Here is a 24,874-nt window from a genome sequence, read left to right as displayed (position 1 = left end):
GGACATAAATAGTTTCCTTTTATTATGGGGGTACTTAAACTTAAAATTTATTTCGAAATAAGACTTATCTTTTGTGTGTGTATATAAATAATATGTTTCGACTTATTTCTTAGTTTAAGAATATCATGGATTACACAAATAGTCAATAGAATTATTAAAAGTTTAATTTAAACTAAATTAAAACCAAAAACAATAAAATCATTCGACAAAATAGAAGAAACATCGAATCAAGATAGGAGTATTAAATTGAGAAAAATAATTAATTGTCATCAAGTATCTTTTACAGAAAATTAATAATGATTAAAGCTTTATAGTGATAAACTGTATAAGAGTGATAATTTGGAATTGTAATCTATTTGAGAGTATAACAAGGAGGAATAGTATAAATGTTTGTTAAATCTTCTAAAGAACTTTATGGTTGGGATAGATTTTCAAAAGTAACCTCATTGGTAGGAATATTTTTGCTTGCAACTAGGTATTCATGGATTTTAGGTATAGCACTTATTGTCTATTCAATTTGGAGAAGTAGGTCAACTAACATGTGTGCAAGAAATAATGAAAAATTTATTTATGAAAATATAGAAAGAAATTTTCATTATAGTATTAAAAATTTTAGACAAAGTTTTAAACAAAATATAAAGAATTTTAAGTGTATATTTAAAAAATATAAACCTTTAGAGCAATTTAAAGAAAAAAGAAATTATATGGTAACTTATTGTCCCAAATGTAGACAGAAATTAAGAGTTCCAAGAAGAAAAGGTAAAATTATTGTAACTTGCTCAAATTGTAATAGCGAATTTAGGTTAAGAACATAAAAAAGATATCCTTAGAAGGATATCTTTTTTATGTTGCTGTTTAGGCTTGTATACATAATTTATTTAGAAAAAATATTTTAAATTATTTGCCTGAACCTAATTCAGCAAGACAATCTTTACAAATATTTTTGCCTTTGTAGTTTACAACGTCTCTTGCATTTTGACAGAAAATACAAGCTGGTTCATATTTTTTAAGAATGATTTGATCACCATCTACATAGATTTCTAAAGCGTCCTTGATATCTATATCTAAAGTTCTTCTTAATTCTATAGGAATAACAATTCTTCCAAGTTCATCCACTTTTCTTACAATACCTGTTGATTTCATATAATTTCCTCCTCGAACATCTTTCGACTTATTTATAATTAAATTGTAGCAAATAATACATAAAACGTCAATAGGTTTATGAAAGTATTTAAAAAAAAAAATAAAAATTAGCAATCATTTACGTATTATGCAAAAAAAATATAATGCTATGTCATTTTAAACATTATTATACTATCTTATACAACATACAAAATACTTTAATTATTACAATATTCATAATAGTTTGCAATTAATGGAAGGGCTTTTACATAAAAAAGACTACCCCAAAATGATTTTTAATCACTTTGAGATAGCCGTTTTAAAAATAATTATCTAAATTGTAACTATCTAAAATTAGTAAATTGTAATGCAATATCAAAATCCTTTGATTTTATAAGAGCCATTACTTCCTGTAGAGTGTCAAGATCTTTACTGCTAACTCTTAGCTGGTTATCCATAATTTGTGCCTGAACTTTAAGTTTACTAGCTTTAATTTCAGCAATTATCTTTTTAGCTTTTTCTGTTGAAATACCTTTTATAATTTTAGCAGTTTGTCTTGCTGAACCTAATGTTGCTTCTTCTTTTTTATCAAGGTCTAATGCTTTTCCAGATATACCTCTTTTAATTAATTTACTTACGAGAACTTCTACAACTGATTTTAATTTAAAATCATCATCAGATACAATTTTAATATCCTCTTTTACTAGTTTTATTTCAGTAATAGTATTTTTAAAATCATACCTTTGTTTTATTTCTTTTAATGCTTGATTTATCGCATTATCCACTTCTTGCATATCTACATCAGATACTACGTCAAACGAATGTGCAGTTGCCATAATTTAAAAACCTCCTCTAATTTTATATAACTTAAATAGAATCTCTTAATTAATAGTAGATTAATACTTTGTAAATGTCCAGTAGTTAATGAGTAAATATTAAATTTTTAATATTACTTCTATGTAGTTAAGGTATATACAAAATCAACGATATACTTAATAGATACGAAATACTACTTTATATAGCATTTTGTATTAATCGTGTACTATATAAATAATGTTTTTATAATATTTATGAGGAGAAAATTAATGGAAATAAATACAGTAAATATAGTAAAAAAGTTGACTAAATTAAATAATACGCAAGATGATATAGAATTCAAACAAATAGTTCCTTATATTAATCAACATTTCATCTTTAATACTTTAAATAGTATATTAGCGCTTTGCAGGCAAAATTCTGAGGAAGCTAGGAAGGTTGTTATAGAACTTAGTAATTATTTAAGGTTTAATTTTAATGTAACGGATAAAAATATACTTTTACATGAAGAAGTAGAATACATAAAATCATATTTATATATTCAAAAGGTTAGATTTGGGGATAGATTGAATATTGAGTATCAAATAGAAGAAGACATAAATTTTTTAATACCTAAAAACTCATTATATAATTTAATAGATAACTCAATTAAACATGGAATTTTAAAAAAAACACATGGTGGTACTATAAGTTTTATAATTACGAGAGAAATTAAAGAAATAGTAATAAAAATCAAGGACGATGGTGTTGGAATGGATCAATGTCAAATAAAAAAAATATTAAATGGTGAGAATTATGGATCAACTTCAAATTTAAATTCTGAATATAAAGATTTATATAATGCCAAGTTGGAAGTTATCAGTACAATGATAATTGGAACATATATAACGTTATATATACCTATAGAATACATAGAATTTGTTTAATGTATTATTACGAGTATGGTGAAATTTTAATATGGGTGGGGGATTATATGTTAAGAGCAGTTTTAGTAGATGATGAACAATTATCTTTAGACGAATTAAGTTTTATTCTAAGTAAAGGGAGCAAAACGGAAATTATAGGTAAGTTTTTAAGCCCCTTAACAGCTTTAGAATTTATAAAGAAATCTAAACCAGAAATTGTTTTTTTAGATATAGAAATGCCAGAAATTGATGGTATTACTTTGGCTAAGGAGATATATAAGTTGGACTTTTCAGTAAGTATTGTATTTGCAACAGTATTTGATAAATATGCTATAAAAGCTTTTGAAATTAATGCTATTGATTATATTTTGAAACCATTCTCAGAGAAAAGGCTAGCGCTTACAATGGATAAGCTAGAGGAAAAACATAATTATAGTAAAAATATACTTTTAGAACAAAGAGCGCTTTTAGAAAAAATATCAAATGTAAGTATGGTAAAGTTGCCACTTTGGAAGGATGATTGTATTTTCCTTGTACATCCACAAGACATATTATATTGCACAGTGCTTAATAAAGAAGTGTTTGTTTTTACTAGAAAAGCCACATATACAACGCATTATACGTTAAATCAATTAGGAAATAAGTTGATTAATCAAAACTTTTTTAGAAGCCATAAAAGTTATTTAGTAAATTTAGATAGTATTTATAAAATTATACCATGGTTTAATAGTACCTTTGTGCTTCAAATAGAAGATTGGAAAGAGGAAGTCCCTGTAAGTAGACACTACGTTAAAGAGTTTAGAAAGATACTTAATATGTGATTTTAATGTCCTTTAAAAAGTAATTATAGGCAGACAGTTATTTCTATTTAATAGTTACAATTATTATTGTTATTGATGATAAGAAATGAGAGGTATAAATGAAGAAAATATTAATAGTAGATGATGAAGTCAATAATAGATTATTACTAGAGGAAATACTTGAAGATTTTAAAGAGAAAGGTGTAGAAATACTTCTAGCGCAAGATGGAAAGCAAGCTTTGGATATAATTAAAAGTGAGAGACCAAGTTTGGTATTTTTAGATATTATGATGCCTACAATAAATGGATATGAGGTATGCAACACGGTGAAAAAAGAATTAAAGCTGCAAGGTGTATACATAGTACTACTAACCGCTAAAGGGCGAGAGGATGATAAAAATATAGGAAGTAAGGTATTGTGCGATAAATACATCACTAAGCCTTTTTACTTTAATGAAGTTTTAACTATAGCTGAAAATGTATTGGGGTTAAAAATTTAAATTTTATAGATTTACTCTTATATTTTTAAAATAAAAGAGTAAGTCTATTTTTGCATTTATATATAGGACAAATTCAAAGTTCATCATCAGATAGATACAAAGTTCTTAAAATAATGTTATACTGTTATAAGCGATTATTACGTAAGAGAGGAAGAAATATATGTTGCATGAAGCACTAGAAAAATTAAAAAAGTATTATGGATATGATAATTTTAGAAAAGGACAAGAAGATGTAATAGATAGTATATTAAGTGGGAAAGATACCTTTGCTGTAATGCCTACAGGAGCAGGAAAGTCGGTGTGTTATCAAATACCAGCTTTAATGCTAGAAGGGGTAACACTTGTTATATCACCACTTATATCACTTATGAAGGATCAAGTTGATACCTTAAATAGTATAGGTATAGCTGCAACATATATAAATAGCTCATTAAGTACTAATGAAGTTAATGAAAGAATTGATAAGGTATCTAGGGGTGAGTTTAAGCTCCTTTATGTTGCACCAGAAAGATTAGAGTCAGACTTTTTCTGCAATATGTTAAATAGATTAAAAATATCACTTTTAGCAGTGGATGAGGCTCATTGTGTATCACAATGGGGACATGATTTTAGACCTAGTTATGCTGCAATTTCTAGCTTGATTGATAAATTATCTGATAGACCAATTATAGCAGCATTTACGGCCACTGCAACTCAAGATGTAAGAATAGATGTTATAAAGCTATTAAAATTAAGAGAGCCGGATGTTTATGTAACTGGTTTTAATAGGGAGAATTTAAGCTTTACTGTTATCCGTGGTGAAAACAAAAGAGATTTTGTTTTAAGTTATATTCAAGATAACAAAGATAAAGTGGGGATCATTTACACAGCCACAAGGAAGGAAACAAATAATCTGTATGAACTTTTACATAAAAAAGGATATAGTGTAGGTAGATATCACGCTGGCCTTAACGACGACGAGCGAAAGCAAAATCAGGAAAAATTTTTGTATGATGATATCAACATAATTATAGCTACTAATGCTTTTGGTATGGGAATAGATAAATCAAACGTTAGATATGTAATCCATTATAATTTAACAAAAAGCATGGAGGCGTATTACCAAGAAGCTGGACGTGGAGGTAGAGATGGTGAGCCGAGTGAATGTATATTGTTATTTTCTGCGGCGGATGTGCTACTTCAAAAGTTTTTTATAGAGCAAAGTACAGTATCACCTCAAAGAAAGGTAAATGAATATAAAAAACTTCAAGCTATGGTGGATTATTCACATACGACAAGGTGTTTACGAAAGTTTATTTTAGAGTATTTTGGAGAAGAAAATGTTCAAGAAAAGTGTGACAATTGTAGTACTTGTAATGATGATAGTGAACTTGTAGATATAACTATTGAGGCACAAAAGATATTTTCGTGCATCCTTCGTATGAAGGAGAGGTATGGTACATCATTAATTGCAGATGTTTTGCGTGGGTCTAAAAATAAAAAGGTCTTGGAACTTGGATTTGATAAATTATCTACCTATGGGATAATAAAGCAATATACAGTTAAAGAGATAAGAGACCTTATAAATGTGCTTACAGCAGAAGAATATTTATCTCTTGCAGATGGGCAGTTCCCAGTAGTTCATTTAAAAGAGAAAGCAGTACTCGTACTTAAAAATAAAGAAAAAGTATATCAAAAAATCGAGAAAAAGAAAGCTAAGCTTGTTCGAGATACTGGGTTATTTGAAATATTGCGTACTTTGCGTAAGGAAATTTCTGAGCGTGAAAAAGTTCCACCATATATTGTATTTGCAGATAGTGCATTAAGAGAAATGAGTGAATATTTCCCAGTAAATGAAAAAGAAATGCTAAACATCAAAGGCGTGGGGGAATCTAAGCTTAATAAGTATGGAGAGGAATTTATTCAGGTTATTAAAACATATATGCAGGAGAACAATATAGAACTTAAGGAAGAAATACTATATAATGAAGAGGATAGCGGTAAAACGGAATGTGGGGTAGAGCGAGATCCTAAAAATGAAGATAAGGTACCTAGTTATATTATTACTTATAATATGTATAAGGATGGCAAAAGTATCGAGGAAATAATCAGTGAGAGAAAACTTAAAAGCCTTACAGTACAGGAACATATATTTAAATGTGTTTCCGAGGGGCTTGAGGTTAATTTAGATGATTTTATTCCCCCAAATCAGGAAGCACTTATTCTTGAGGTTATAGAAAAAATTGGAGCTTCAAAGCTTAGACCTATTAAAGAAGAATTACCAGAAGAAATAGATTATTTAGCTATAAAAGCAACAATATTTAAATACGCTAACAATAAGATTTCTTAGAAAAAAGGAGAAAATATGGAAAAAACATTTAATGAACTAGGATTAGAACAAAATCTTATAGAAGGTCTTATTAAACAAGGCATTGAAAGTCCTACAGAAATTCAAGTAAAGGCTATACCAATGGGACTTGCAGGCGAGGACATCATAGGAGAGTCAGAAACAGGAACAGGTAAAACTTTAGCTTATTTATTACCTATATTTCAAAAGATAGATGTAACATCAAAGGATATTCAAGCAATTATACTTGCACCTACTCATGAGCTTGCAATGCAAATATATAAGCAGGTGGAATTGTTATCAGTTAATTCCAATAGTTTAGTTAGATCAACTAGTATAATAGGTAATGTTAATATTAAAAGGCAACTCGAGTCCCTTAAGCAAAAACCTCATATACTAGTAGGTTCTGCTGGAAGAATTTTAGAGCTTATAACAATGAAGAAATTAAAATCACACTTCGTCAAAACTATAGTAATAGATGAAGGCGACAGAATGATTGATGAGAATAACATAGATGGAGTAAAAGCTATAATAAAAACTACACTTCGAGATAGACAGATTATGTTGTTTTCAGCTACGATTTCACTTAAAGTAGTCGAAATTGCTAAAACTCTAATGAAGAACCCTGAGGTTATTAAAGTAGGAGATAAAAGTGTTGTAAACCCAAATATAGAGCATATATATTTTCTAGTGGAAAGAAGAGATAAAATTGAGATTCTTAGGAAACTTATAAGCTCTACTAAACCTTCTAAGGCAATAATATTTATAAACAAAAGTGATGAAGTAGAAATTACAACTTCGAAACTTAGGTATCATAATCTAAAAGTAGAAGGAATTCACGGATCATCTGAAAAAGAAAATAGAAAGAAAGCACTTGAGGATTTCAATGAAGGTAAAATCCAATTATTGGTTGCCTCTGATTTAGCAGCTAGAGGCCTTGATATAGTAGGAGTATCCCATATATTTAATCTTGATATACCAGAAAACTCGAAAGACTATTTGCACAGAGTAGGTAGAACAGGAAGAATGGGAGAGTCTGGCCTAGCAGTATCAATAGCTGTAGAAAGAGAACTTGATTTTATTAAAAACTTTGAAAAAGATTTTAATATAGAAATAACCCAAAAGGAAATTCATAGAGGTGAGATTACTGAACCCCAAATTATAGCTAAAGATAGGTTCGCAGGCCACAATACCAAACCTGATGATAAATCGTCAAATTATAATAAAAAATAGAAAACCTATAAAGAGAAGGAATAAATTGCAATAGCCTAGTTTCCTTGCATGTGTTATAATAGCCTAGTAGTTTCGGCTATAATGAAAGTAAAATTTTTTGTGGAAAGACTACATATTCTATGTGTAGATTTTCAGTTAATATGGAGGTATATATAAATATATGATTAGTACAAATAATATAAGTTTAAGATATGGTGCACGTAAATTATTTGATAATGTTAATATAAAGTTTAATCCTGGTAATTGTTATGGATTAATTGGCGCTAATGGTTCTGGTAAATCAACATTTCTTAAAATATTATCAGGCGAGATTGAAGCAAATACAGGTGAAGTTTTTATAACACCAGGAGAAAGACTTGCATTTTTAAAACAAGATCATTTTGAATTTGATGAAAATGAAGTTCTTAACACAGTAATGATGGGTCATGTAAGACTGTTTGAAATAATGAAAGAGAAAGATGAATTATATGCTAAATCAGATTTTACAGATGAAGACGGAATTAGAGCTTCAGTACTAGAAGGTGAATTTGCAGAACTTAATGGATGGGAAGCAGAATCAGAAGCTTCAACACTACTCATGGGACTTGGAATAAACGAAGACCTTCAAAATAAAAAAATGAAAGAACTAACAGGATCAGAAAAAGTTAAGGTGCTTCTTGCACAAACTTTATTCGGAAAACCTGATATTTTATTATTAGATGAGCCTACAAATAACTTGGATATAAAATCTAAAAATTGGCTTGAAAGTTTCTTGCTAAATTTTGAGAGTACTGTCATAGTTGTTTCCCATGATAGACATTTTTTAAATAAAATATGTACTCATGTTGCAGATATAGATTTTAGCAAAATTCAATTATTTGTTGGAAATTATGATTTTTGGTACGAATCTAGTCAATTGGCTCTTCAAATGGCTAAAGATCAAAATAAGAAAAAAGAAGAAAAAATTGCAGAACTTCAAAACTTTATTGCAAGATTTAGTTCTAATGCGTCTAAAGCAAAACAAGCTACTTCTCGTAAAAAGCAATTAGACAAATTGACTTTAGATGATATAAAACCATCTTCTCGTAAATATCCGTTTGTTGGATTTAAACCAGAAAGAGAAGCAGGAAATGATTTATTAACAGTTGAGAACTTAAGTAAAACTGTGGATGGAGAAGTTCTTCTTGATAATGTATCTTTTATAGTTAGCAAGGGAGATAAGATCGCATTTACAGGAGCTGATGAAATAGCTAAAACTACATTATTTAAGATATTAATGGGAGAGATGGAGCCAGATAGTGGTGAAATTAAATGGGGAATTACTACAACTCAAGCTTATTTACCAAAAGATAACACAGAATATTTTAATGGAGTAGATTGTAGCTTAGTTGATTGGCTTCGTCAGTATTCTGAGGATAAGGCTGAAAGCTTTATTAGAGGTTTTCTAGGTAGAATGCTTTTCTCAGGAGAAGAAGCTCTTAAAAAAGCTAGTGTATTGTCTGGTGGAGAAAAGGTTAGATGTATGTTATCTAAAATGATGCTTAGCAATGCTAATGTGTTAATTCTTGATGAGCCTACTAACCATTTAGACTTAGAGTCTATAACTGCTTTAAACAATGGATTAACTAGCTATACGGGAACAATGCTACTAACATCTCATGACTCACAGCTAATTGCAACAGTTGCAAATAGGATAATAGAAATTACTCCTAAGGGATTAATGGATAAAATAATGACTTATGATGAATTCGTAGAAAATGATGAAATTCAAAAAGAATTAGAACTTATGTATAAATAAAAAAGAGGCACCTCTAATAGAATTCTATTAGAGATGCCTTTTAAACTAACTAAAACAATCCGCCAAAGCCGCCACATCCGCGACCACCACGTCCACCGATACCACCACAACCTAATAGTAAAAGAAGTATCAAAATTCCACTTCCACCGCCGCAATTACCTATGCCGCCAGTTCCGCATCCATTTCCACAACTATTCCCACAATTATTTCCACAATTATTTCCACAGGTGCAAACAGGCTTACAGCAACTAACAGGTCTACAGCAACAATTATTATTATGTCTATGACTCATATAAATAACCTCCTTATTTGGTAAGTAAAAGTTTATTAAAGTAAATTAATTAGTTACTTTAACAAAAAACTATACACTTTTACTTAAGTATTGGAGTGGGCTTTGCATATACATGACATATAGAATATGGGCTTCTTTTAAAAGTATTAAATTAATTAAGTTGTAGCTGTACTATAATATATTCAACATTTTATCAAGTGTGAATGTAAAACTTAAGTGGATCAAATATAAAAAAGAGAAAATGTAATGGATTACCTCGATTTATATAATAATATTCTCCTAAAAAAAGGGTTTTGGGTAAAAACATCGAATATAGATAAGTAGCATATAAAATTTTTTATAAACGGGGGTAAATAATATGGAAAAAGATAATACTTTAGATTCTGCTAAAGAAGCTATTGGTGAGGAAACAGAAGAGGCAATAACAATAGTGTCTGATGCTACAAAAGAAAATGTTGAAAAGACTATTAATGTTGTGAAAGATATTGCAAAAAATGTTAAATCAAAAGCAACTAAGGCAACTACTGCGGTAAAAAAGACAGTAGCTAAAAGAACAATAGCTAAGAAAATTGATGTTGGTTTCTATGTTCAATATCAGGGGAAAGAGGTATCAAAACGAACAATACTAGAAGAAGTATATGTAGAATGGACAAAATCTCATAAGATTACAGAACTCAAAACTTTAGATGTATATATAAAGGTTGAAGAAGAGATAGCCTATTGTTTGGTAAATGATGAAATTAAAATAGATATTAAACTATCTTAACAAAAGTTATCTAAAAATAGAAAAGGCTGAGTTGGGCCTTTTTTTATTTAGTGAAAATCTTAGAACTTATATTACCATGAGCAAATGGTAGTTATCTTTATTTGAAAATATGAAAAATCATGTACATTATTTAAATTTTATGATAGATTGAAAGTATTATATCACAATATATTAGGAGGGATTTTAATGATAAAGGAAAGACTTGATAAAGTTTTAAAAATTATGGCAAAAGAAAAAACACCTCAAATGATAGTTTCTGATCCTGCGGCTATATTCTATCTTACAGGAAAATGGATTTTATCTGGAGAGAGAATGCTTGTACTATATATTAATTTAGATGGACATAACAAATTGTTTATTAATGAGTTATTTCCTATAAGTGAAGATTTAGGGGTAGAAAAAATATGGTTTAATGACACTCAGAGTCCAGTAGAAATTGTTGCGAAAAATATTGATAAAGATGTGCCAATGGGTATAGATAAAAATTGGCCAGCTCATTTCTTAATAAAATTAATGAAGCTCAAAGGGGGTAGTACATTTGTTAATGGATCTGAGATTTTAGATAGGGTGAGAATGTGTAAGGATGAGAAAGAGAAGGATTTAATGAGAATAGCATCAAAGCTAAATGATGATGCTGTTGATCAAATGATAAAACTTATTCCTAAGAAATATTCTGAAAAGAAAATGGGAAAGTTACTTTCAGATATATGGGATGATATGGGAAGCGAGGGACATTCATTTGATCCAATTATAGGTTACGGTGCTAATGCTGCTGACCCTCATCATGAAATGGATGAATCAACAGTTAAAGCAGGTGACAGTATAGTTATTGATATCGGATGCAAAAAAGATTCATATTGCTCAGATATGACTAGGACTGTTTTTTATAAAACTGTATCAGACCACAGTAGAGAAGTTTACAACATTGTTAAGGAAGCAAATAAAAGAGGAATTGATAAAGTTAAAGCGGGAGTTAGATTTTGTGATATCGATGCTGCAGCTAGAGACTATATTACAGAAAAAGGTTATGGGAAGTATTTCACTCATAGGTTAGGACACTCAATAGGAATAGAAGTACATGACTTTGGAGATGTTTCAGCTGCTAATACTGATAAAGTTCAGGTAGGACAAATTTTCTCTATTGAACCAGGTATTTACCTTCCAGGTGACGTTGGGGTTCGTATTGAAGATTTAGTAATAGTTACAAAAGATGGTTGTGAGGTATTAAACCATTATACAAAAGACTTAATTATTGTAGAATAGGGCAAATCATCTCCGTCGGAGCTGAAATATTAACGACTTCAGAAGGAGATTTATACTACTACTGAAGTTTTCTATTTGTTGGAGTATGTAACTTCCACTTATAGAAGTGGAAGACTTTCCTTCTGAAATGTCGTTAAATCATATTTATAATTTTTTATTGGAGGAGCAAGTATGTTAAATATAGGTTGTCATTTGTCGGTATCTAAAGGTTATAAGGCTATGGGGGAAGATGCTCTTAGCATAGGAGCAAATACATTCCAGTTTTTTACTAGAAATCCTCGCGGTAGTAAAGCGAAAGAGATTGACCCAAGCGATGTAGCGGAGCTTCTCGAAATACTAAAAGAAAACAAATTTGCTACAATTCTAGCACATGCTCCATATACATTAAATGCTTGCTCTGCTGATGCGAAAACAAGAGATTTTGCAAATATGATTATGGAAGATGATTTGAAAAGAATGGAATTTTTCCCAAATAGTTTTTATAATTTCCATCCAGGAAGTCATGTAAAACAAGGGACGCAGATTGGAATAGAATATATTATAAATATGCTTAATTCTATACTAAAGCCAGAACAAACAACTACTGTACTTCTCGAAACAATGGCTGGTAAAGGAACAGAAATAGGTAGGACTTTTGAGGAATTAAAACAAATACTAGATGGAGTTACATTAGACAGCAAAATGGGAGTATGTCTTGATACTTGCCACGTATATGATGCTGGTTATGACATCGTTAATAATTTAGATGGGGTCATAAATGAGTTTGATAGGATTATAGGTCTTGATAAGTTATATGCAATTCATTTAAATGATAGTAAAAACCCATTTGAAAGTCATAAAGATCGTCATGAGACAATTGGGGAAGGATCTATTGGAATAGATGCGATTACTAGAATTATTAATCATCCAAAGTTACGTCATTTACCATTTTATCTAGAAACACCTAATGAATTAGAAGGTCATGCAGAAGAAATTAAGAAGTTAAGAGGGGCTTACATAGACGACTAATGCCTAAAACTTTTAAATAATAAAATACACTTATTTACTTAAGCAAAAGATTAAGTAAATAAGTGTATTTTTTATAGGTATACTTTAAGCTTATCCCAAATCTCTGAGAAGTTTTCAAATTCTATAAAATCTTTATTTTCTTCTTTTAAAAGATTTACTAATTTTCCTTTAGCAAAAACAGCATCAGAAATTAATGCAGGTTTAAGATCGGGGGTACTATCACCGGCATAAAATATCTTTTTATAATTAGCTTTTAATTTTTCAACAACAATTAACTTGTCTATGCCATTTTGATCTGAATAATATTCATCATTTTCATCTAAGTCAAAATGAATACCATTATCTTTAAAAATACTTTTATTAGAATATACATCTACTCCGTCTATATGGTTTTGCTCGAGGACTTTATCTATATAATAGTTTGAGCCTGCACTGATAATAATAAAGTCTCCACCAGCTGCTTTAACCTTATCTATGAAATCAATAGATGTGGGGTCAAAGGAAATATTTAAGATATCTTCGAGTAATTCAGATTCGCTTCTATGTACATTATTAAAAACATAGTTTAGATATTCTCTATTTTTCATTTCTCCATTTTTCCAAGATTTATATATCGGCATAAGTTCTTCTTTATAATATAGATCAGACAATATTTTATAAAAATCTTTTTTAGTAAGGGTTCCATCAAAATCGGATATAAATGCAAAATCTTTCATTATATTAATCTCCTTGTAAGCTTATTTTAGCTTTAGTTTGCTAAGTTCTAATAATAGTATAACAAAAAAACAAGGATATGTAATGTTTTATGATTATCATATATGATGTTATATAAGTTTAGTTAATGTAGAATTATTAAAATATGCATTTTATAAATAGATATATCAAATAGACAGGCAAAAGAGAAATTTCTTGCCTGTCTATTTTTCTATTTAATGCATTAAATTAATATCAAAACCAAATAATAAACATCATACCAAGGAAAGCAGTCAATAATAGAGGTACAACTATGAGACAAGTGTATAGTTTGTCCTAATGAGCATAAATAGATGCAAGAACATTTTAAGGGGACTTTATCAAAGCTTTAGTAAAAGCCTAATAGGGATTATAATTTCTTTATGCGATTGAGGTAAATAGCAAAAATTAAAAGATTTTGTTTTATTAAGGGGAGGATTTTATATGGTTGGGTTAATAATAATTATAATATTACTGTTTATTTATTTATTTTATGCTCTTTTAAATCCAGAAAAATTTTGACAACTTTTTAGAAGGAAAGTCTCCCATTTATATAAGTGGGAGTTATATACCCTAATGAATAGAGAGCTTCAGTGGGGGGATAACAATTGAGAATTGTTATCTACTCCTGAGAACTACAAGGGGGTAAATCTCCTTCTAAAGTCGTCAATGCAGCTTCTTCGAAGCTGTTGCAGCGACCTAGGAGATGATTTAACAATGTTTCACAAGGAGGTTTATTAAATGGATGTTATACAAATTATTATACCGTTAATTATTTTCGTTTTTATTATTATTCCTTTAGGAAGACATGTTTATAATGTTCTAAGTGGGGAAAAAAGCTTTGTTGATCCATTACTTAACAGAGTTGATAATTTTATTTTTAAGGTGACAGGAATAAAACATGATGAAATGACATGGAAAGAATATGTGCTAGCAATAATAGTATCAAATGCAATAATGTGTTTAGCAGCATTTATTATTTTAAGATTGCAAAATATACATATATTTAATCCTAATAATATAGTAGCAATGAAGCCAGATTTAGCATTTAATACAGCTATAAGTTTTATAACAAATACTAATCTACAAGGGTATGCTGGAGAGTCAGGAGTATCTTACTTAAGCCAGATGGTAGTAATGACATTCTTAATGTTTACATCGGCAGCTACAGGTCTTGCCGCTGCAGGTGCTTTTATGAGAGGAATTATTGGCAGAAAAAAGACATTCGGAAATTTCTTCGTAGATATGACGCGTTTGATTACAAGAATTTTACTTCCGTTATCAATATTTGTTACTGTGATTTTAGTGTCCCAAGGAGTACCTCAAACGCTTGCTCCAAATAAAACTATTACAACAATAGAAAGTAAATATCAAGATATTGCAATGGGACCAGTTGCATCTTTTGAATCAATAAAACACATAGGCACAAATGGTGGAGGTTTTTTTAATGCAAACTCTGCACATCCTTTTGAAAATCCAACGACATTTTCAAATTTAGTTGAATTACTTTCAATGATGGCATTACCTGGAGCATTAGTTATTGCTTTTGGATTAATGCTTAAGAATAAGAAACAAGGCTTAATGATTTTTATAACAATGGCAGTTTTATTTGTAATAATGATTCCGGTTATATACATGGCAGAAAAAGCTGGAAACCCAAACTTAGCACACGTTGGATTAAGTCAAGTTATGGGTAATATGGAGGGTAAAGAAGTTAGGTTTGGTATAGCGGCATCTGCACTATTTACTACTGTTACAACTGCATTTACTACTGGAACTGTAAATACCATGCATGATTCGCTAATGCCACTAGGAGGACTTGTACCATTATGGAATATGATGCTTAATGTAGTCTTTGGAGGTAAAGGTGTAGGGTTTATGAATATGATGATGTATGCAATAATCACAGTATTCCTTGCAGGGTTAATGGTTGGACGGACACCTGAATTTTTAGGTAAGAAAATAGAAGGTAAAGAGATTAAATTGATTGCATTTGCAATCCTAGTACATCCATTCATAATATTATTTCCATCAGCTATTTCACTCTCAACCAAAATGGGACTTAGTTCAATAACAAATCCCGGTTTTCATGGACTTACTGAAACAATTTATCAATTTACATCCTCGGCAGCTAATAATGGATCTGCTTTTGCTGGATTTAATGGTAATACATTGTTTGCTAATAGTGCAACGGGGATTGTAATGCTCCTTGGAAGATATTTATCAATAATATTATTATTAGCTGTTGCGGGGTCTTTGGTTTCTAAACATGCAGTACCGGAAACCATGGCTACGTTTAGAACTGATAATAGTACTTTTGTAGTGATTTTAATTAGTGTTGTAATAATAATAGGTGCTTTGACATTCTTGCCAGCACTTACGCTTGGACCTATAGCAGAACAGTTAATGCTGGGTCATTAGAAAGGGGTATGGATATAATATGAGTAAGAAAAAAATTATAACTGGGGATATACTTAAAGATGCTATTAAAGGAGCTTTTATAAAATTAAACCCTAAATACATGATGAAAAATCCTGTTATGTTTGTAGTTGAAGTTGGTTTTGTAATAACTTTGTTTTTAACTTTTTTCCCATATGTATTTGGTGATAAAGGTCAAAATATTAGAGTTTACAATGGACTTGTATCCTTTATATTACTTATTACAGTTTTGTTTGCAAATTTTGCTGAAGCAGTGGCTGAAGGAAGAGGAAAAGCTCAAGCCGAAAGTTTAAAAAAATCTAGAACGGATGCAATGGCAAAATTACTAGATTCAAAAGGGGATTTTAAATTAATAAGTGCCGCTAAGCTCAAAAAGGGAGATATGGTTCTTGTTGAGACTGGTGATTTTATTCCTAATGATGGGGAGGTAATTGAAGGGCTTGCCTCCGTTGATGAATCTGCAATTACTGGAGAATCGGCTCCTGTACTTAAGGAGTCAGGTGGTGATTTCGGCTCTGTAACAGGAGGAACAAAGGTTGTCAGTGACTGGCTTAAAGTTGAAATAACAGTAACTCCTGGAGAGTCATTTTTAGATAAGATGATAAAGCTTGTTGAAGGTGCTTCAAGGAAAAAGACACCAAATGAAATTGCTTTAAGTACGCTACTTGTAGCTTTAACCCTAATATTTTTAATTGTTATAGTAACGTTATATCCTATGGCTAACTACTCTAAAGTAACGCTACAAGTATCCACACTTATAGCACTACTTGTTTGTCTTATTCCTACAACTATCGGAGGGCTTCTCTCAGCAATTGGAATTGCAGGACTGGATAGAGTAACAAGATTTAATGTAATTGCAATGTCCGGTAAAGCTGTCGAGGCTTGTGGTGATGTAGATACAATGATTCTTGATAAAACGGGAACAATAACTTATGGTAACAGACTTGCAGCTGAATTTATACCTGTGGGAAGACATACTTTAGAGGATCTTATGTTACAAGCTTTGATTTCGTCTATAAAAGATACAACTCCAGAAGGCAAGTCAGTAATTGAACTTGCAAAGAAACAAGGAGTATCTATTAATGAAGGTGATTATAGTGAGGCTGAGTTTGTAGAGTTTACAGCACAGACAAGAATGAGTGGTATGAACCTATCAAATGGAGTTAAGATTAGAAAAGGTGCATCGGATTCTATAATTAAATATGTGGAGAAAATTAATGGAAAAGCTCCTTCGAATTTAGAGGCTGCGGTAATAAGAGTCGCTGGTGCTGGTGGTACACCACTTACTGTTTGCGTAGGAAATGAAATATATGGTGTCATTTACCTAAAAGATACTGTAAAACCCGGTCTTACAGCAAGGTTTGCAAGACTTCGCGAAATGGGTATTAAAACTATTATGTGTACTGGAGATAATCCTCTTACTGCAGCAACAATAGCCAGGGAGGCTGGCGTAGATGACTTTGTAGCAGAATGTAAGCCAGAAGATAAAATTGCTGTAATTAAAAAAGAACAGAATTTAGGTAAGCTTGTTGCTATGACCGGGGACGGAACAAACGATGCCCCAGCACTCGCTATGGCAGATGTAGGAATAGCAATGAATAGTGGAACTACAGCAGCTAAAGAAGCTGCAAATATGGTAGATCTTGATTCAGATCCTACAAAAATATTAGAGGTTGTAGAAATTGGTAAACAACTGCTTATAACTAGAGGTGCATTAACAACTTTTAGTATAGCGAATGACGTAGCGAAATACTTTGCAATTATTCCTGCTATGTTTGCAGCTGATATACCAAGAATGAATGTACTTAATGTTATGAGGTTATCAACACCAAACAGCGCTATACTCTCTGCATTAATATTTAATGCTATAATAATTCCAGCTTTAATTCCTATCGCAATGAAAGGTGTTAAATATACACCAATGAAGTCAGAAGCCCTGCTTCGTCGAAATCTTTTGATTTATGGATTAGGTGGACTTGTTGCTCCATTTGTAGGAATTAAAATATTAGATTTATTGGTTACACCATTGCTTAGAATTTTAAACCTAGGTTAATCCTGGGTTTTATATGAGGAGAGATAGAAATGAAAGATATATTAAGAAAATCAGTATTATTAAGTGTGGTACTTTTTGTTCTATGTGGTCTAATATATCCTCTAGCTATGACTGGAATAAGTCAAGTGTTATTTAATAAAAAGGCTAATGGAAGTATGGTTAGATTTAATGGAAAAGAGGTGGGTTCGGGACTTATAGGGCAAAGTTTTACTGATAAAAGATTTTTTCGCGGAAGAGTTTCAAGTTCTAATTATAATACCTACACAAAAGCAGATATAAAACCTGATGGTAAAGGTAAAGTTACCTATACAGGGGTAACTTCTGGGTCTGCAAATCTCGGCCCATCAAATCCTGCATTAATGGCTAGAGTAAAAAAAGATATGGATGATTTTTTGAAAAATCATCCTGGTTTGAAAGCAGGAGATGTACCTACTGATTTACTAACAAGTTCTGCTTCAGGACTTGATCCTAACATTAGCCCAGAATCGGCTAAAATACAGATATCAGCTATTTCAAAGGCAACTAATATTAGCTCAACTGATCTAAATAATATTATAACAAAAAACACAGAAGGAAAAACATTAGGTATTTTTGGAGAACCAAGAGTAAATGTATTAGAAACTAATTTAGAGATAGCAAATATATTAAAAAACAAAGGTGAACTATAATAAAATAATTTTTTATTATACAATATAAAAGATGGTATTAATTTAATATAAATAAGAAGCCAGACTGAAGAACAGGGCAGTCTGGCTTTAGCTACTATAATTGTTTTAGTTCAAACTTAAATTTATTTAAATTACGAAATTAATGAGGTAGGTGAATATTATGAATAAGGTTTTGGTGGTAGATGATACAAAAAATATAAGAATGTTATTAACTACTTGTCTTGAATTAAAGGGTTATAAGGTGCTTACTGCTGAAGATGGTAAATCAGCTATAGATAAAGTTCGGAAAGAAAAAGAAAATATAGATATAATTTTTTTAGATATAAGAATGCCAGAAATGAGTGGAACAGAGGTATTAAAAACAATTAGAGAGATTGGGGTTACATGCCCTGTTATTATTATGACTGCCTATGCCACGGTAAAAAACGCGATTGATTGTACTAAACTTGGTGCTGTAGCTTATCTTCAAAAGCCATTTTCACCAGATAGAGTTGGTGCTGTTTTAGATGAGATACTTAATTCTAAAGAGATATTTGATGAAAAATTAAAACATTTAGATGAAGAGAGTATTTTAATTCTAAAGTCAAAAGAATTACTTGCAAAGGATAATTTTGAAGAAGCTCATAATATTTTAAAAAAAGCATTAGCAATAAACCCTTATAATAAAGAAATTTATCATTTAATAAGCGAAATAAATAAGAATATAAATAAACTTGATAAAGCAAAATTGTTTAATGATATTTATGAATTATTTAATGAGGCACATATTTAGCGAGGAAATGTTTATAATTAACTATATTAATGATTCTATTAAATCATCTCCTGTGGAGCTGAAAATTAACAACTTTGGAAGCAGATTTAGACTACCACCAAAGCAATTTTACTGGGCTAGACAACTGCCACTTATAGAAGATGGCAGACTTGAAGCTTCCAAAATGTTGTTAAAATTGAAAATATATTTAGGATGTGATAGTAATATGGAAGATTACGAAAAAGGAGCAAAGGGGAAATTAAAAATATATATTGGAGCTGCTCCAGGTGTAGGCAAAAGCTATCAAATGTTACATGATGCCAGCGATATGGAAAAAGGTAACATAGATATTGTTATTGGACTTATAGAAACATATGGAAGAAAAGGAACAGAAGAGCAGATGGGTAGCTTGGAAATTATTCCATTAAAAGAAATAGATTATAAAGGACTTAAATTAAAAGAACTTGATCTAGAGGGAGTTATAGCACGGAAACCAGAATTTGTTGTAATAGATGAATTAGCACACACTAATATTCCTACTTCTAAAAATAAGAAACGTTTTGAAGATGTTTTAGAAATATTAGATAACGGTATAAATGTAATGACAGCAGTTAATATTCAGCATTTAGAAAGTTTAAATGATCACGTTAATAGGATGACTGGAATTAAGGTTAAAGAAACCATACCAGATAAAATTATTGAGAGTGCTGATGAAATTGAAGTTATAGATATAACGCCTGACTCGCTTCGCGAGAGAATAAATTCTGGAAAAGTTTATTCAAAAGATAAAATTGATGATGCTCTGCATCATTTTTTTAGAATAGGTAATTTAAATGCATTAAGAGAGCTTACTTTAAGAGAAGTTGCAAATGAAGTTGATGAAAAACTTGTAGTATATAAGAATAAAAAGAGGGTAGAAGGATTAATTGGAGCACAGGAGAAGATTTTAGTTTGTGTTAATCTTAATTTTAATGCAGAATATTTAATTAGGCGGGGTTTTAGAATGGCAAAGAGGCTAAAGGCAGAATTTTATGTGCTAACTGTAAGTAAATCTTATAACCATGGAAAGGAGGACTCAAAGAAACTAGACGAATTGAAAAAATTATGTGAAAAGCTTGGTGTAAAACTTAAGGTGGAAAAATCTAAACATCGTGAAAGGCCTATTATTGAGTTCGCTACGGATAATAATATAACTCAGATAATAATAGGTCCATCTGCTAGAACTAGATTTCATGAAATTTTAAGAGGCTCTATTGTTAGAACGATAATGAGGGATACCAAATATATTGATGTGCTCGTGGTTGCAGATCCCGTTCACTAAAATACATTTAAAAGGTATGTTGAATTTAAGGTGGTGGTTTCTATTAAAACATTAAAAGGAAAAATAGTAACTATTAATGTGTTCTTAGTTTTAGTTATAGTAATGATTGGATTTATCTCAAGCTTTAATGTATATAAATTAGGTGGACAGATAGATGGTTTAATGACAAATAATTATAAAAGTATTAATGTTTCAACTAAAATGACCGAGGTTATAGATATTGAAGATAAAGCAATATTACAATATATATCATTTGAAAATAAAAATTCGCTAGATGTTATTTATAATAGTAATGAAAAGTTTCACGAATGGCTCAACATAGAAAAAAATAACATTACTGAAATTGGTGAGAAAAATATTACTAATAAAATAAGCGATGACTATTTTTTGTTTTATAAGTCTTTTACAAACCTTCAAGATTATAAAAAAACTCACACGAATATTGAAAATATAGAGTTTTATAATTTACGAGTTTCAACACTGGCAAGTAAAGTTAAAGATGATTTAATGGCTTTAACTACTATGAATGAAAAAGCTATGTTTAAGGGAAGAGATAATACTAAAAGTAATTCATTAAGTGTTTTGTACTTTATACTAGCTATTTCATTTATAGCTGCAATTAGTGGTTTAATAATATCGTTAATATATACTAATAAATTTCTTAATCCTATAAATTTATTAATGGAAACTATAAAATCTGTTAAAGAAGGGCAAATTAATAAGCAAGCACCTATAATAAATTCAGATGAAATTGGTATGCTAGCAAAGGAATTTAATAATATGACAAGTAGGCTTTATGAATTTGAGCAAAGCACAACTGGAAAGTTGATTTTAGAAAGAAATAAATCTATTGCAATTGTAAAAAGTATAACAGACCCATTAATAGTTCTGGATGCTAGCTATAAAGTTCAGCTATTAAATAATTCTGGTGAAAATATTTTTGGCGTATTAGAACAAAATATAATCAATAGTAATTATTTAGAGACTATTAGAAATATGGAATTATATGATTATATTTTTTGTGTTGTAGATAATAAAGTTACCGATACTGAAAAGATAATAAGTTTTCACCTAAATGATAGAACTTATTTTTTCAATGTTTTAGTAACGATAGTTAATGATAAAGATGATAAAATTAATGCTATAGTGGTGCTTTTAAAAAATATAACCGAATACAAGGAATTAGAAAAAGTACGTACAGATTTTATAGCAACGATTTCTCATGAATTTAAAACCCCACTTACCTCTATTATGATGGGCGTAGGATTATTACTTGAAAAAAATATAGGGGTTATAAATGAAAAACAAGAAGAGCTTTTAGATGCTATAAAAGAAGAGACGGAAAAGCTTACGGATTTAGTGAGTAATTTACTAAAACTTTCTAAAATACAATCAAACCAAGCAGTATATGATATAAGACCATATTCTATAACTAAGATTGCACTTGATTGTGTTAAAAATTATGAAATGCAAGCAAAAAACAAAGGAATCATTTTAGATAATAGCATAAAAGAAGAATTACCGAATGTTGTTGTTGATAAAGAGAAAATAATTTGGGTGCTTAATAATCTAGTATCTAATGCATTAAAATACACGAATGCAGGTGGGAAGATAATAATAGGCGCTATAATAAATGGAGATAAAATGAAGGTTTTCGTTAAGGATAACGGCAAGGGAATTCCTAGAGAATACCATGAGAGAATATTTGAAAAGTTTGTTAAAATAAGTGCATACGATACAGAATTTTTAAGCTCAGGTATAGGGCTATCCATAGCAAAAGGAATTGTGGAGGCACATGGTGGAATAATTTATTGCGAAAGTGAAGTTAATAAAGGAAGTAATTTTACATTTACACTGCCTTTGGAAAAATGAAATAAATAAATATAGAAAAAATTAAAAAATAATGGGGGCAGTTTAATTGGGACAAAGAATATCCACCTTAAAAGGTGGATATTCTTTTGCTTAAAAATAAAATATTTAGGTTTTAAGGTTGTCTTTAGTATAAAAAACAAAACATAGGGACATAATTTTAATGCAATTACTCTGAAGGGAGTGATAACCGTATGGTGTTTAATAAAGTAGAAATTAGCGGGGTGAATACAGCAAAATTACCAGTATTAAAAGAAAAAGAAATGAAAGAGCTATTATATAGAATACAAAATGGTGAATACCAGTGTAGAGAAAAATTTATTCAAGGTAATTTAAAATTGGTGTTAAGCGTTATAAAACGGTTTAATAATAGAGGGGAAAACGTAGATGATTTATTTCAGGTAGGTTGTATAGGGCTCATGAAGTCTATTGATAATTTTAATCTAGCTCTAAATGTTAGGTTTTCAACATATGCAGTTCCTATGATTATTGGAGAAATAAGAAGGTATTTAAGAGATAATAACTCAATAAGAGTTAGTAGGTCACTTAGGGATATTGCGTACAGAGCTCTGCAAGTTAGAGAAAGATTGGTAAATGAAAGTAACAAGGAACCTACCATAGAACAAATAGCAAAAGAGTTAGAACTACCTCGCGAGGATGTAGTATTTGCTTTAGATGCGCTGCAAGAACCTATATCGTTGTTTCAACCGATTTATCACGATGGTGGAGATGAAATTTATGTAATGGACCAAATCAAAGACGCTAAAAACTTAGATGATAGTTGGATCGAAAACTTATCTATTAAAGAGGGTATGGCAAAACTAAAAGAAAGAGAAAAGTTAATTCTAAATTTAAGGTTCTTTGATGGAAAAACTCAAATGGAGGTAGCTGATGAAATAGGAATATCTCAAGCACAGGTATCACGAGTTGAAAAAAATGCATTAAAGCATATGAGAAAATATGTATAAGAGTCCCGATTGGGGCTCTTTTTTTAGTTGATGTCGATGTGTTTTAGAAATTTACATTTTAAAATTTAAATATTTAAAACATGAAAACAAATAATTAATCATATTATATCTATAAGCTCTAGTAGGAGGAACATCTGTGTTTTTCATAAATTGTTTATTAGATATGATTGGAAATGTTACATTTTTAACAGCTTATATAACTGGTACTAATTCATTTCCTCAACCACTAAGCGAGGAAGAGGAAAAATATTATTTAACAAAGTTCGCTGAGGGTGATTTATTAGCTAAAGCTACATTAGTTGAACGAAACTTGAGATTAGTTGCACATATAGTAAAAAAATATTCCTACCCGGGAAAGGATGTAGATGATCTCATATCAATTGGAACTGTGGGACTTATTAAGGCCATAGATTCATTTGATATGAATAAGGGAATAAGGCTGGCAACTTATGCTGCAAGGTGCATAGAAAACGAAATACTTATGTTAATTCGGAGTAATAAGAAAATAAAAGGGGAAGTGTATCTGCAAGATCCTATTGGTACGGATAAAGAGGGAAAAGAGGTGTCCCTTATGGATGTATTACGTAGTGAGGAAGATTCTGTTATCGATATAGTAGAAAACAAAATACAAATTAAAAGGCTTTATAGTAAGATAAACCTAGTTTTGAAGGATAGAGAAAAAGTAATAATTCAAATGCGGTATGGATTACTTGATGGCAAGCCTCGAACTCAAAGAGAAATAGCAATAATACTTGGGATCTCTAGGTCATATATTTCTAGAATTGAAAAGAGAGTACTTAAGAAGCTGAATAAAGAATTAGGCAGTAATAACAATTTAATAGAATAATATGCTGGTAAAAATAATTTCTTAAATAAATGGGGGTAGTAATATAATATTACTACCCCTAATTTATCTTTATTTGCAAAAGAAGACTCCGCTCTCTATAGACGGAGATGAATTCCGCTTTTAAATTATTTTTAAATAACTTAATATTATAGGATCTATTATGGCATAATATTTAGTAGAGATTATAAAAAAAAGGTGGTGAATATTTTGAGAATAGAAACTAATTCTTCTACAAGAATATATAAAGATAAGCTTAGCTTTGAAAATCTAAGCAACCTATCAAATATACTGTATATTGGTAATGAATCTAAAATTAAAGCTTATTCAATTCTTGTTTACAATCATGAGAAAGATCTTTCCCAGAGTATTCATTTAACTATTAAAAATATGTTTAATCTTAATACTTATTATACAAACT

The 24,874-nt window shown here is 30.1% G+C and carries 24 protein-coding genes; 20 read left to right on the top strand and 4 right to left on the bottom strand.

Features of this window, described 5'->3' with window-relative positions:
- Positions 1-386 precede the first annotated feature (386 nt).
- Positions 387-815, top strand: coding sequence for a hypothetical protein (locus KPL37_RS12185; protein WP_216149734.1), 429 nt, complete (start codon positions 387-389; stop codon positions 813-815).
- A gap of 82 nt (positions 816-897) precedes the next feature.
- Here KPL37_RS12185 and KPL37_RS12180 read toward each other — a convergent pair whose 3' ends face one another.
- Complete coding sequence (locus KPL37_RS12180) at positions 898-1,143, bottom strand: AbrB/MazE/SpoVT family DNA-binding domain-containing protein (protein WP_071614011.1); 246 nt, start codon at positions 1,141-1,143, stop codon at positions 898-900.
- A 323-nt stretch (positions 1,144-1,466) separates the two neighbouring features.
- Positions 1,467-1,958, bottom strand: coding sequence for a YajQ family cyclic di-GMP-binding protein (locus KPL37_RS12175; protein ID WP_216149732.1), 492 nt, complete (start codon positions 1,956-1,958; stop codon positions 1,467-1,469).
- A 249-nt stretch (positions 1,959-2,207) separates the two neighbouring features.
- On the opposite strand from KPL37_RS12175, the gene KPL37_RS12170 reads away from it, so the two are divergent.
- The 6 genes from KPL37_RS12170 to KPL37_RS12145 all read left to right on the top strand — a co-directional run bounded on the left by KPL37_RS12170 (position 2,208) and on the right by KPL37_RS12145 (position 9,479).
- The gene (locus KPL37_RS12170; RefSeq protein ID WP_216149730.1) at positions 2,208-2,864 is read left to right on the top strand and encodes a sensor histidine kinase; all 657 of its coding nucleotides are present in this window, start codon (positions 2,208-2,210) and stop codon (positions 2,862-2,864) included.
- 47 nt (positions 2,865-2,911) lie between these two features.
- On the top strand, positions 2,912-3,664 hold the full coding sequence (locus KPL37_RS12165; RefSeq protein ID WP_216149728.1) for a LytR/AlgR family response regulator transcription factor: 753 nt from the start codon (positions 2,912-2,914) through the stop codon (positions 3,662-3,664).
- Positions 3,665-3,762: 98 nt separating this feature from the next.
- On the top strand, positions 3,763-4,143 hold the full coding sequence (locus tag KPL37_RS12160; RefSeq protein WP_216149726.1) for a response regulator: 381 nt from the start codon (positions 3,763-3,765) through the stop codon (positions 4,141-4,143).
- A 160-nt stretch (positions 4,144-4,303) separates the two neighbouring features.
- Complete coding sequence (recQ, locus tag KPL37_RS12155) at positions 4,304-6,472, top strand: DNA helicase RecQ (protein ID WP_216149724.1); 2,169 nt, start codon at positions 4,304-4,306, stop codon at positions 6,470-6,472.
- Between the two features lie 15 nt (positions 6,473-6,487).
- Positions 6,488-7,702 (top strand): DEAD/DEAH box helicase, encoded by a 1,215-nt coding sequence (locus tag KPL37_RS12150; protein WP_216149722.1) that lies wholly within the window; start codon positions 6,488-6,490, stop codon positions 7,700-7,702.
- Positions 7,703-7,862: 160 nt separating this feature from the next.
- A complete protein-coding gene (locus KPL37_RS12145) occupies positions 7,863-9,479 on the top strand; it encodes an ABC-F family ATP-binding cassette domain-containing protein (protein ID WP_216149720.1) in 1,617 nt (538 codons plus the stop codon).
- A 49-nt stretch (positions 9,480-9,528) separates the two neighbouring features.
- Here the strand turns inward: KPL37_RS12145 and KPL37_RS12140 are convergent, their stop codons facing one another.
- A complete protein-coding gene (locus KPL37_RS12140; protein ID WP_216149718.1) occupies positions 9,529-9,771 on the bottom strand; it encodes a ground-like protein in 243 nt (80 codons plus the stop codon).
- Positions 9,772-10,129: 358 nt separating this feature from the next.
- Between KPL37_RS12140 and KPL37_RS12135 the strand changes: the two genes are divergently transcribed.
- The 3 genes from KPL37_RS12135 to KPL37_RS12125 all read left to right on the top strand — a co-directional run bounded on the left by KPL37_RS12135 (position 10,130) and on the right by KPL37_RS12125 (position 12,808).
- The gene (locus KPL37_RS12135; RefSeq protein WP_216149716.1) at positions 10,130-10,537 is read left to right on the top strand and encodes a DUF6465 family protein; all 408 of its coding nucleotides are present in this window, start codon (positions 10,130-10,132) and stop codon (positions 10,535-10,537) included.
- Positions 10,538-10,723: 186 nt separating this feature from the next.
- Positions 10,724-11,800: a M24 family metallopeptidase gene (locus KPL37_RS12130; RefSeq protein ID WP_216149714.1), complete on the top strand. Its 1,077-nt coding sequence runs from the start codon at positions 10,724-10,726 to the stop codon at positions 11,798-11,800.
- A 171-nt stretch (positions 11,801-11,971) separates the two neighbouring features.
- On the top strand, positions 11,972-12,808 hold the full coding sequence (locus tag KPL37_RS12125; protein ID WP_216149712.1) for a deoxyribonuclease IV: 837 nt from the start codon (positions 11,972-11,974) through the stop codon (positions 12,806-12,808).
- A 71-nt stretch (positions 12,809-12,879) separates the two neighbouring features.
- Here the strand turns inward: KPL37_RS12125 and KPL37_RS12120 are convergent, their stop codons facing one another.
- The gene (locus tag KPL37_RS12120; RefSeq protein WP_216149710.1) at positions 12,880-13,524 is read right to left on the bottom strand and encodes an MtnX-like HAD-IB family phosphatase; all 645 of its coding nucleotides are present in this window, start codon (positions 13,522-13,524) and stop codon (positions 12,880-12,882) included.
- 460 nt (positions 13,525-13,984) lie between these two features.
- Here KPL37_RS12120 and kdpF point away from each other — a divergent pair, with 460 nt between their 5' ends.
- The 10 genes from kdpF to KPL37_RS12070 form a co-directional block, all read left to right on the top strand.
- A complete protein-coding gene (kdpF, locus tag KPL37_RS20385) occupies positions 13,985-14,062 on the top strand; it encodes a K(+)-transporting ATPase subunit F (RefSeq protein ID WP_216149772.1) in 78 nt (25 codons plus the stop codon).
- 219 nt (positions 14,063-14,281) lie between these two features.
- The gene (gene kdpA, locus KPL37_RS12110; RefSeq protein ID WP_216149708.1) at positions 14,282-15,961 is read left to right on the top strand and encodes a potassium-transporting ATPase subunit KdpA; all 1,680 of its coding nucleotides are present in this window, start codon (positions 14,282-14,284) and stop codon (positions 15,959-15,961) included.
- A gap of 19 nt (positions 15,962-15,980) precedes the next feature.
- Positions 15,981-18,032 (top strand): potassium-transporting ATPase subunit KdpB, encoded by a 2,052-nt coding sequence (gene kdpB, locus KPL37_RS12105; protein ID WP_216149706.1) that lies wholly within the window; start codon positions 15,981-15,983, stop codon positions 18,030-18,032.
- Positions 18,033-18,061: 29 nt separating this feature from the next.
- Complete coding sequence (locus KPL37_RS12100; protein WP_216149704.1) at positions 18,062-18,700, top strand: K(+)-transporting ATPase subunit C; 639 nt, start codon at positions 18,062-18,064, stop codon at positions 18,698-18,700.
- A 160-nt stretch (positions 18,701-18,860) separates the two neighbouring features.
- Positions 18,861-19,472: a response regulator gene (locus KPL37_RS12095; protein ID WP_216149702.1), complete on the top strand. Its 612-nt coding sequence runs from the start codon at positions 18,861-18,863 to the stop codon at positions 19,470-19,472.
- Complete coding sequence (locus tag KPL37_RS12090; RefSeq protein ID WP_281418679.1) at positions 19,444-20,772, top strand: universal stress protein; 1,329 nt, start codon at positions 19,444-19,446, stop codon at positions 20,770-20,772. The genes KPL37_RS12095 and KPL37_RS12090 overlap by 29 nt, the downstream gene beginning before the upstream one ends.
- A 30-nt stretch (positions 20,773-20,802) precedes the next feature.
- The gene (locus KPL37_RS19790) at positions 20,803-22,644 is read left to right on the top strand and encodes a HAMP domain-containing sensor histidine kinase (RefSeq protein ID WP_216149700.1); all 1,842 of its coding nucleotides are present in this window, start codon (positions 20,803-20,805) and stop codon (positions 22,642-22,644) included.
- A 191-nt stretch (positions 22,645-22,835) separates the two neighbouring features.
- A complete protein-coding gene (gene sigG, locus KPL37_RS12080) occupies positions 22,836-23,609 on the top strand; it encodes an RNA polymerase sporulation sigma factor SigG (RefSeq protein ID WP_216149698.1) in 774 nt (257 codons plus the stop codon).
- Positions 23,610-23,745: 136 nt separating this feature from the next.
- Entirely contained in the window at positions 23,746-24,456 is a 711-nt protein-coding gene (gene sigK, locus KPL37_RS12075) for an RNA polymerase sporulation sigma factor SigK (RefSeq protein WP_216149696.1), read from the top strand.
- A gap of 207 nt (positions 24,457-24,663) precedes the next feature.
- A partial coding sequence (locus KPL37_RS12070; protein WP_216149694.1) for a hypothetical protein occupies positions 24,664-24,874 on the top strand: 211 nt, incomplete at its 3' end.

Origin of the sequence: Clostridium frigoris, from assembly GCF_018861865.1 — a bacterium.
Taxonomy (GTDB): Bacteria; Bacillota; Clostridia; order Clostridiales; family Clostridiaceae; genus Clostridium_AD; species Clostridium_AD frigoris.
This window is presented reverse-complemented; position numbering and strand designations above follow the sequence as displayed.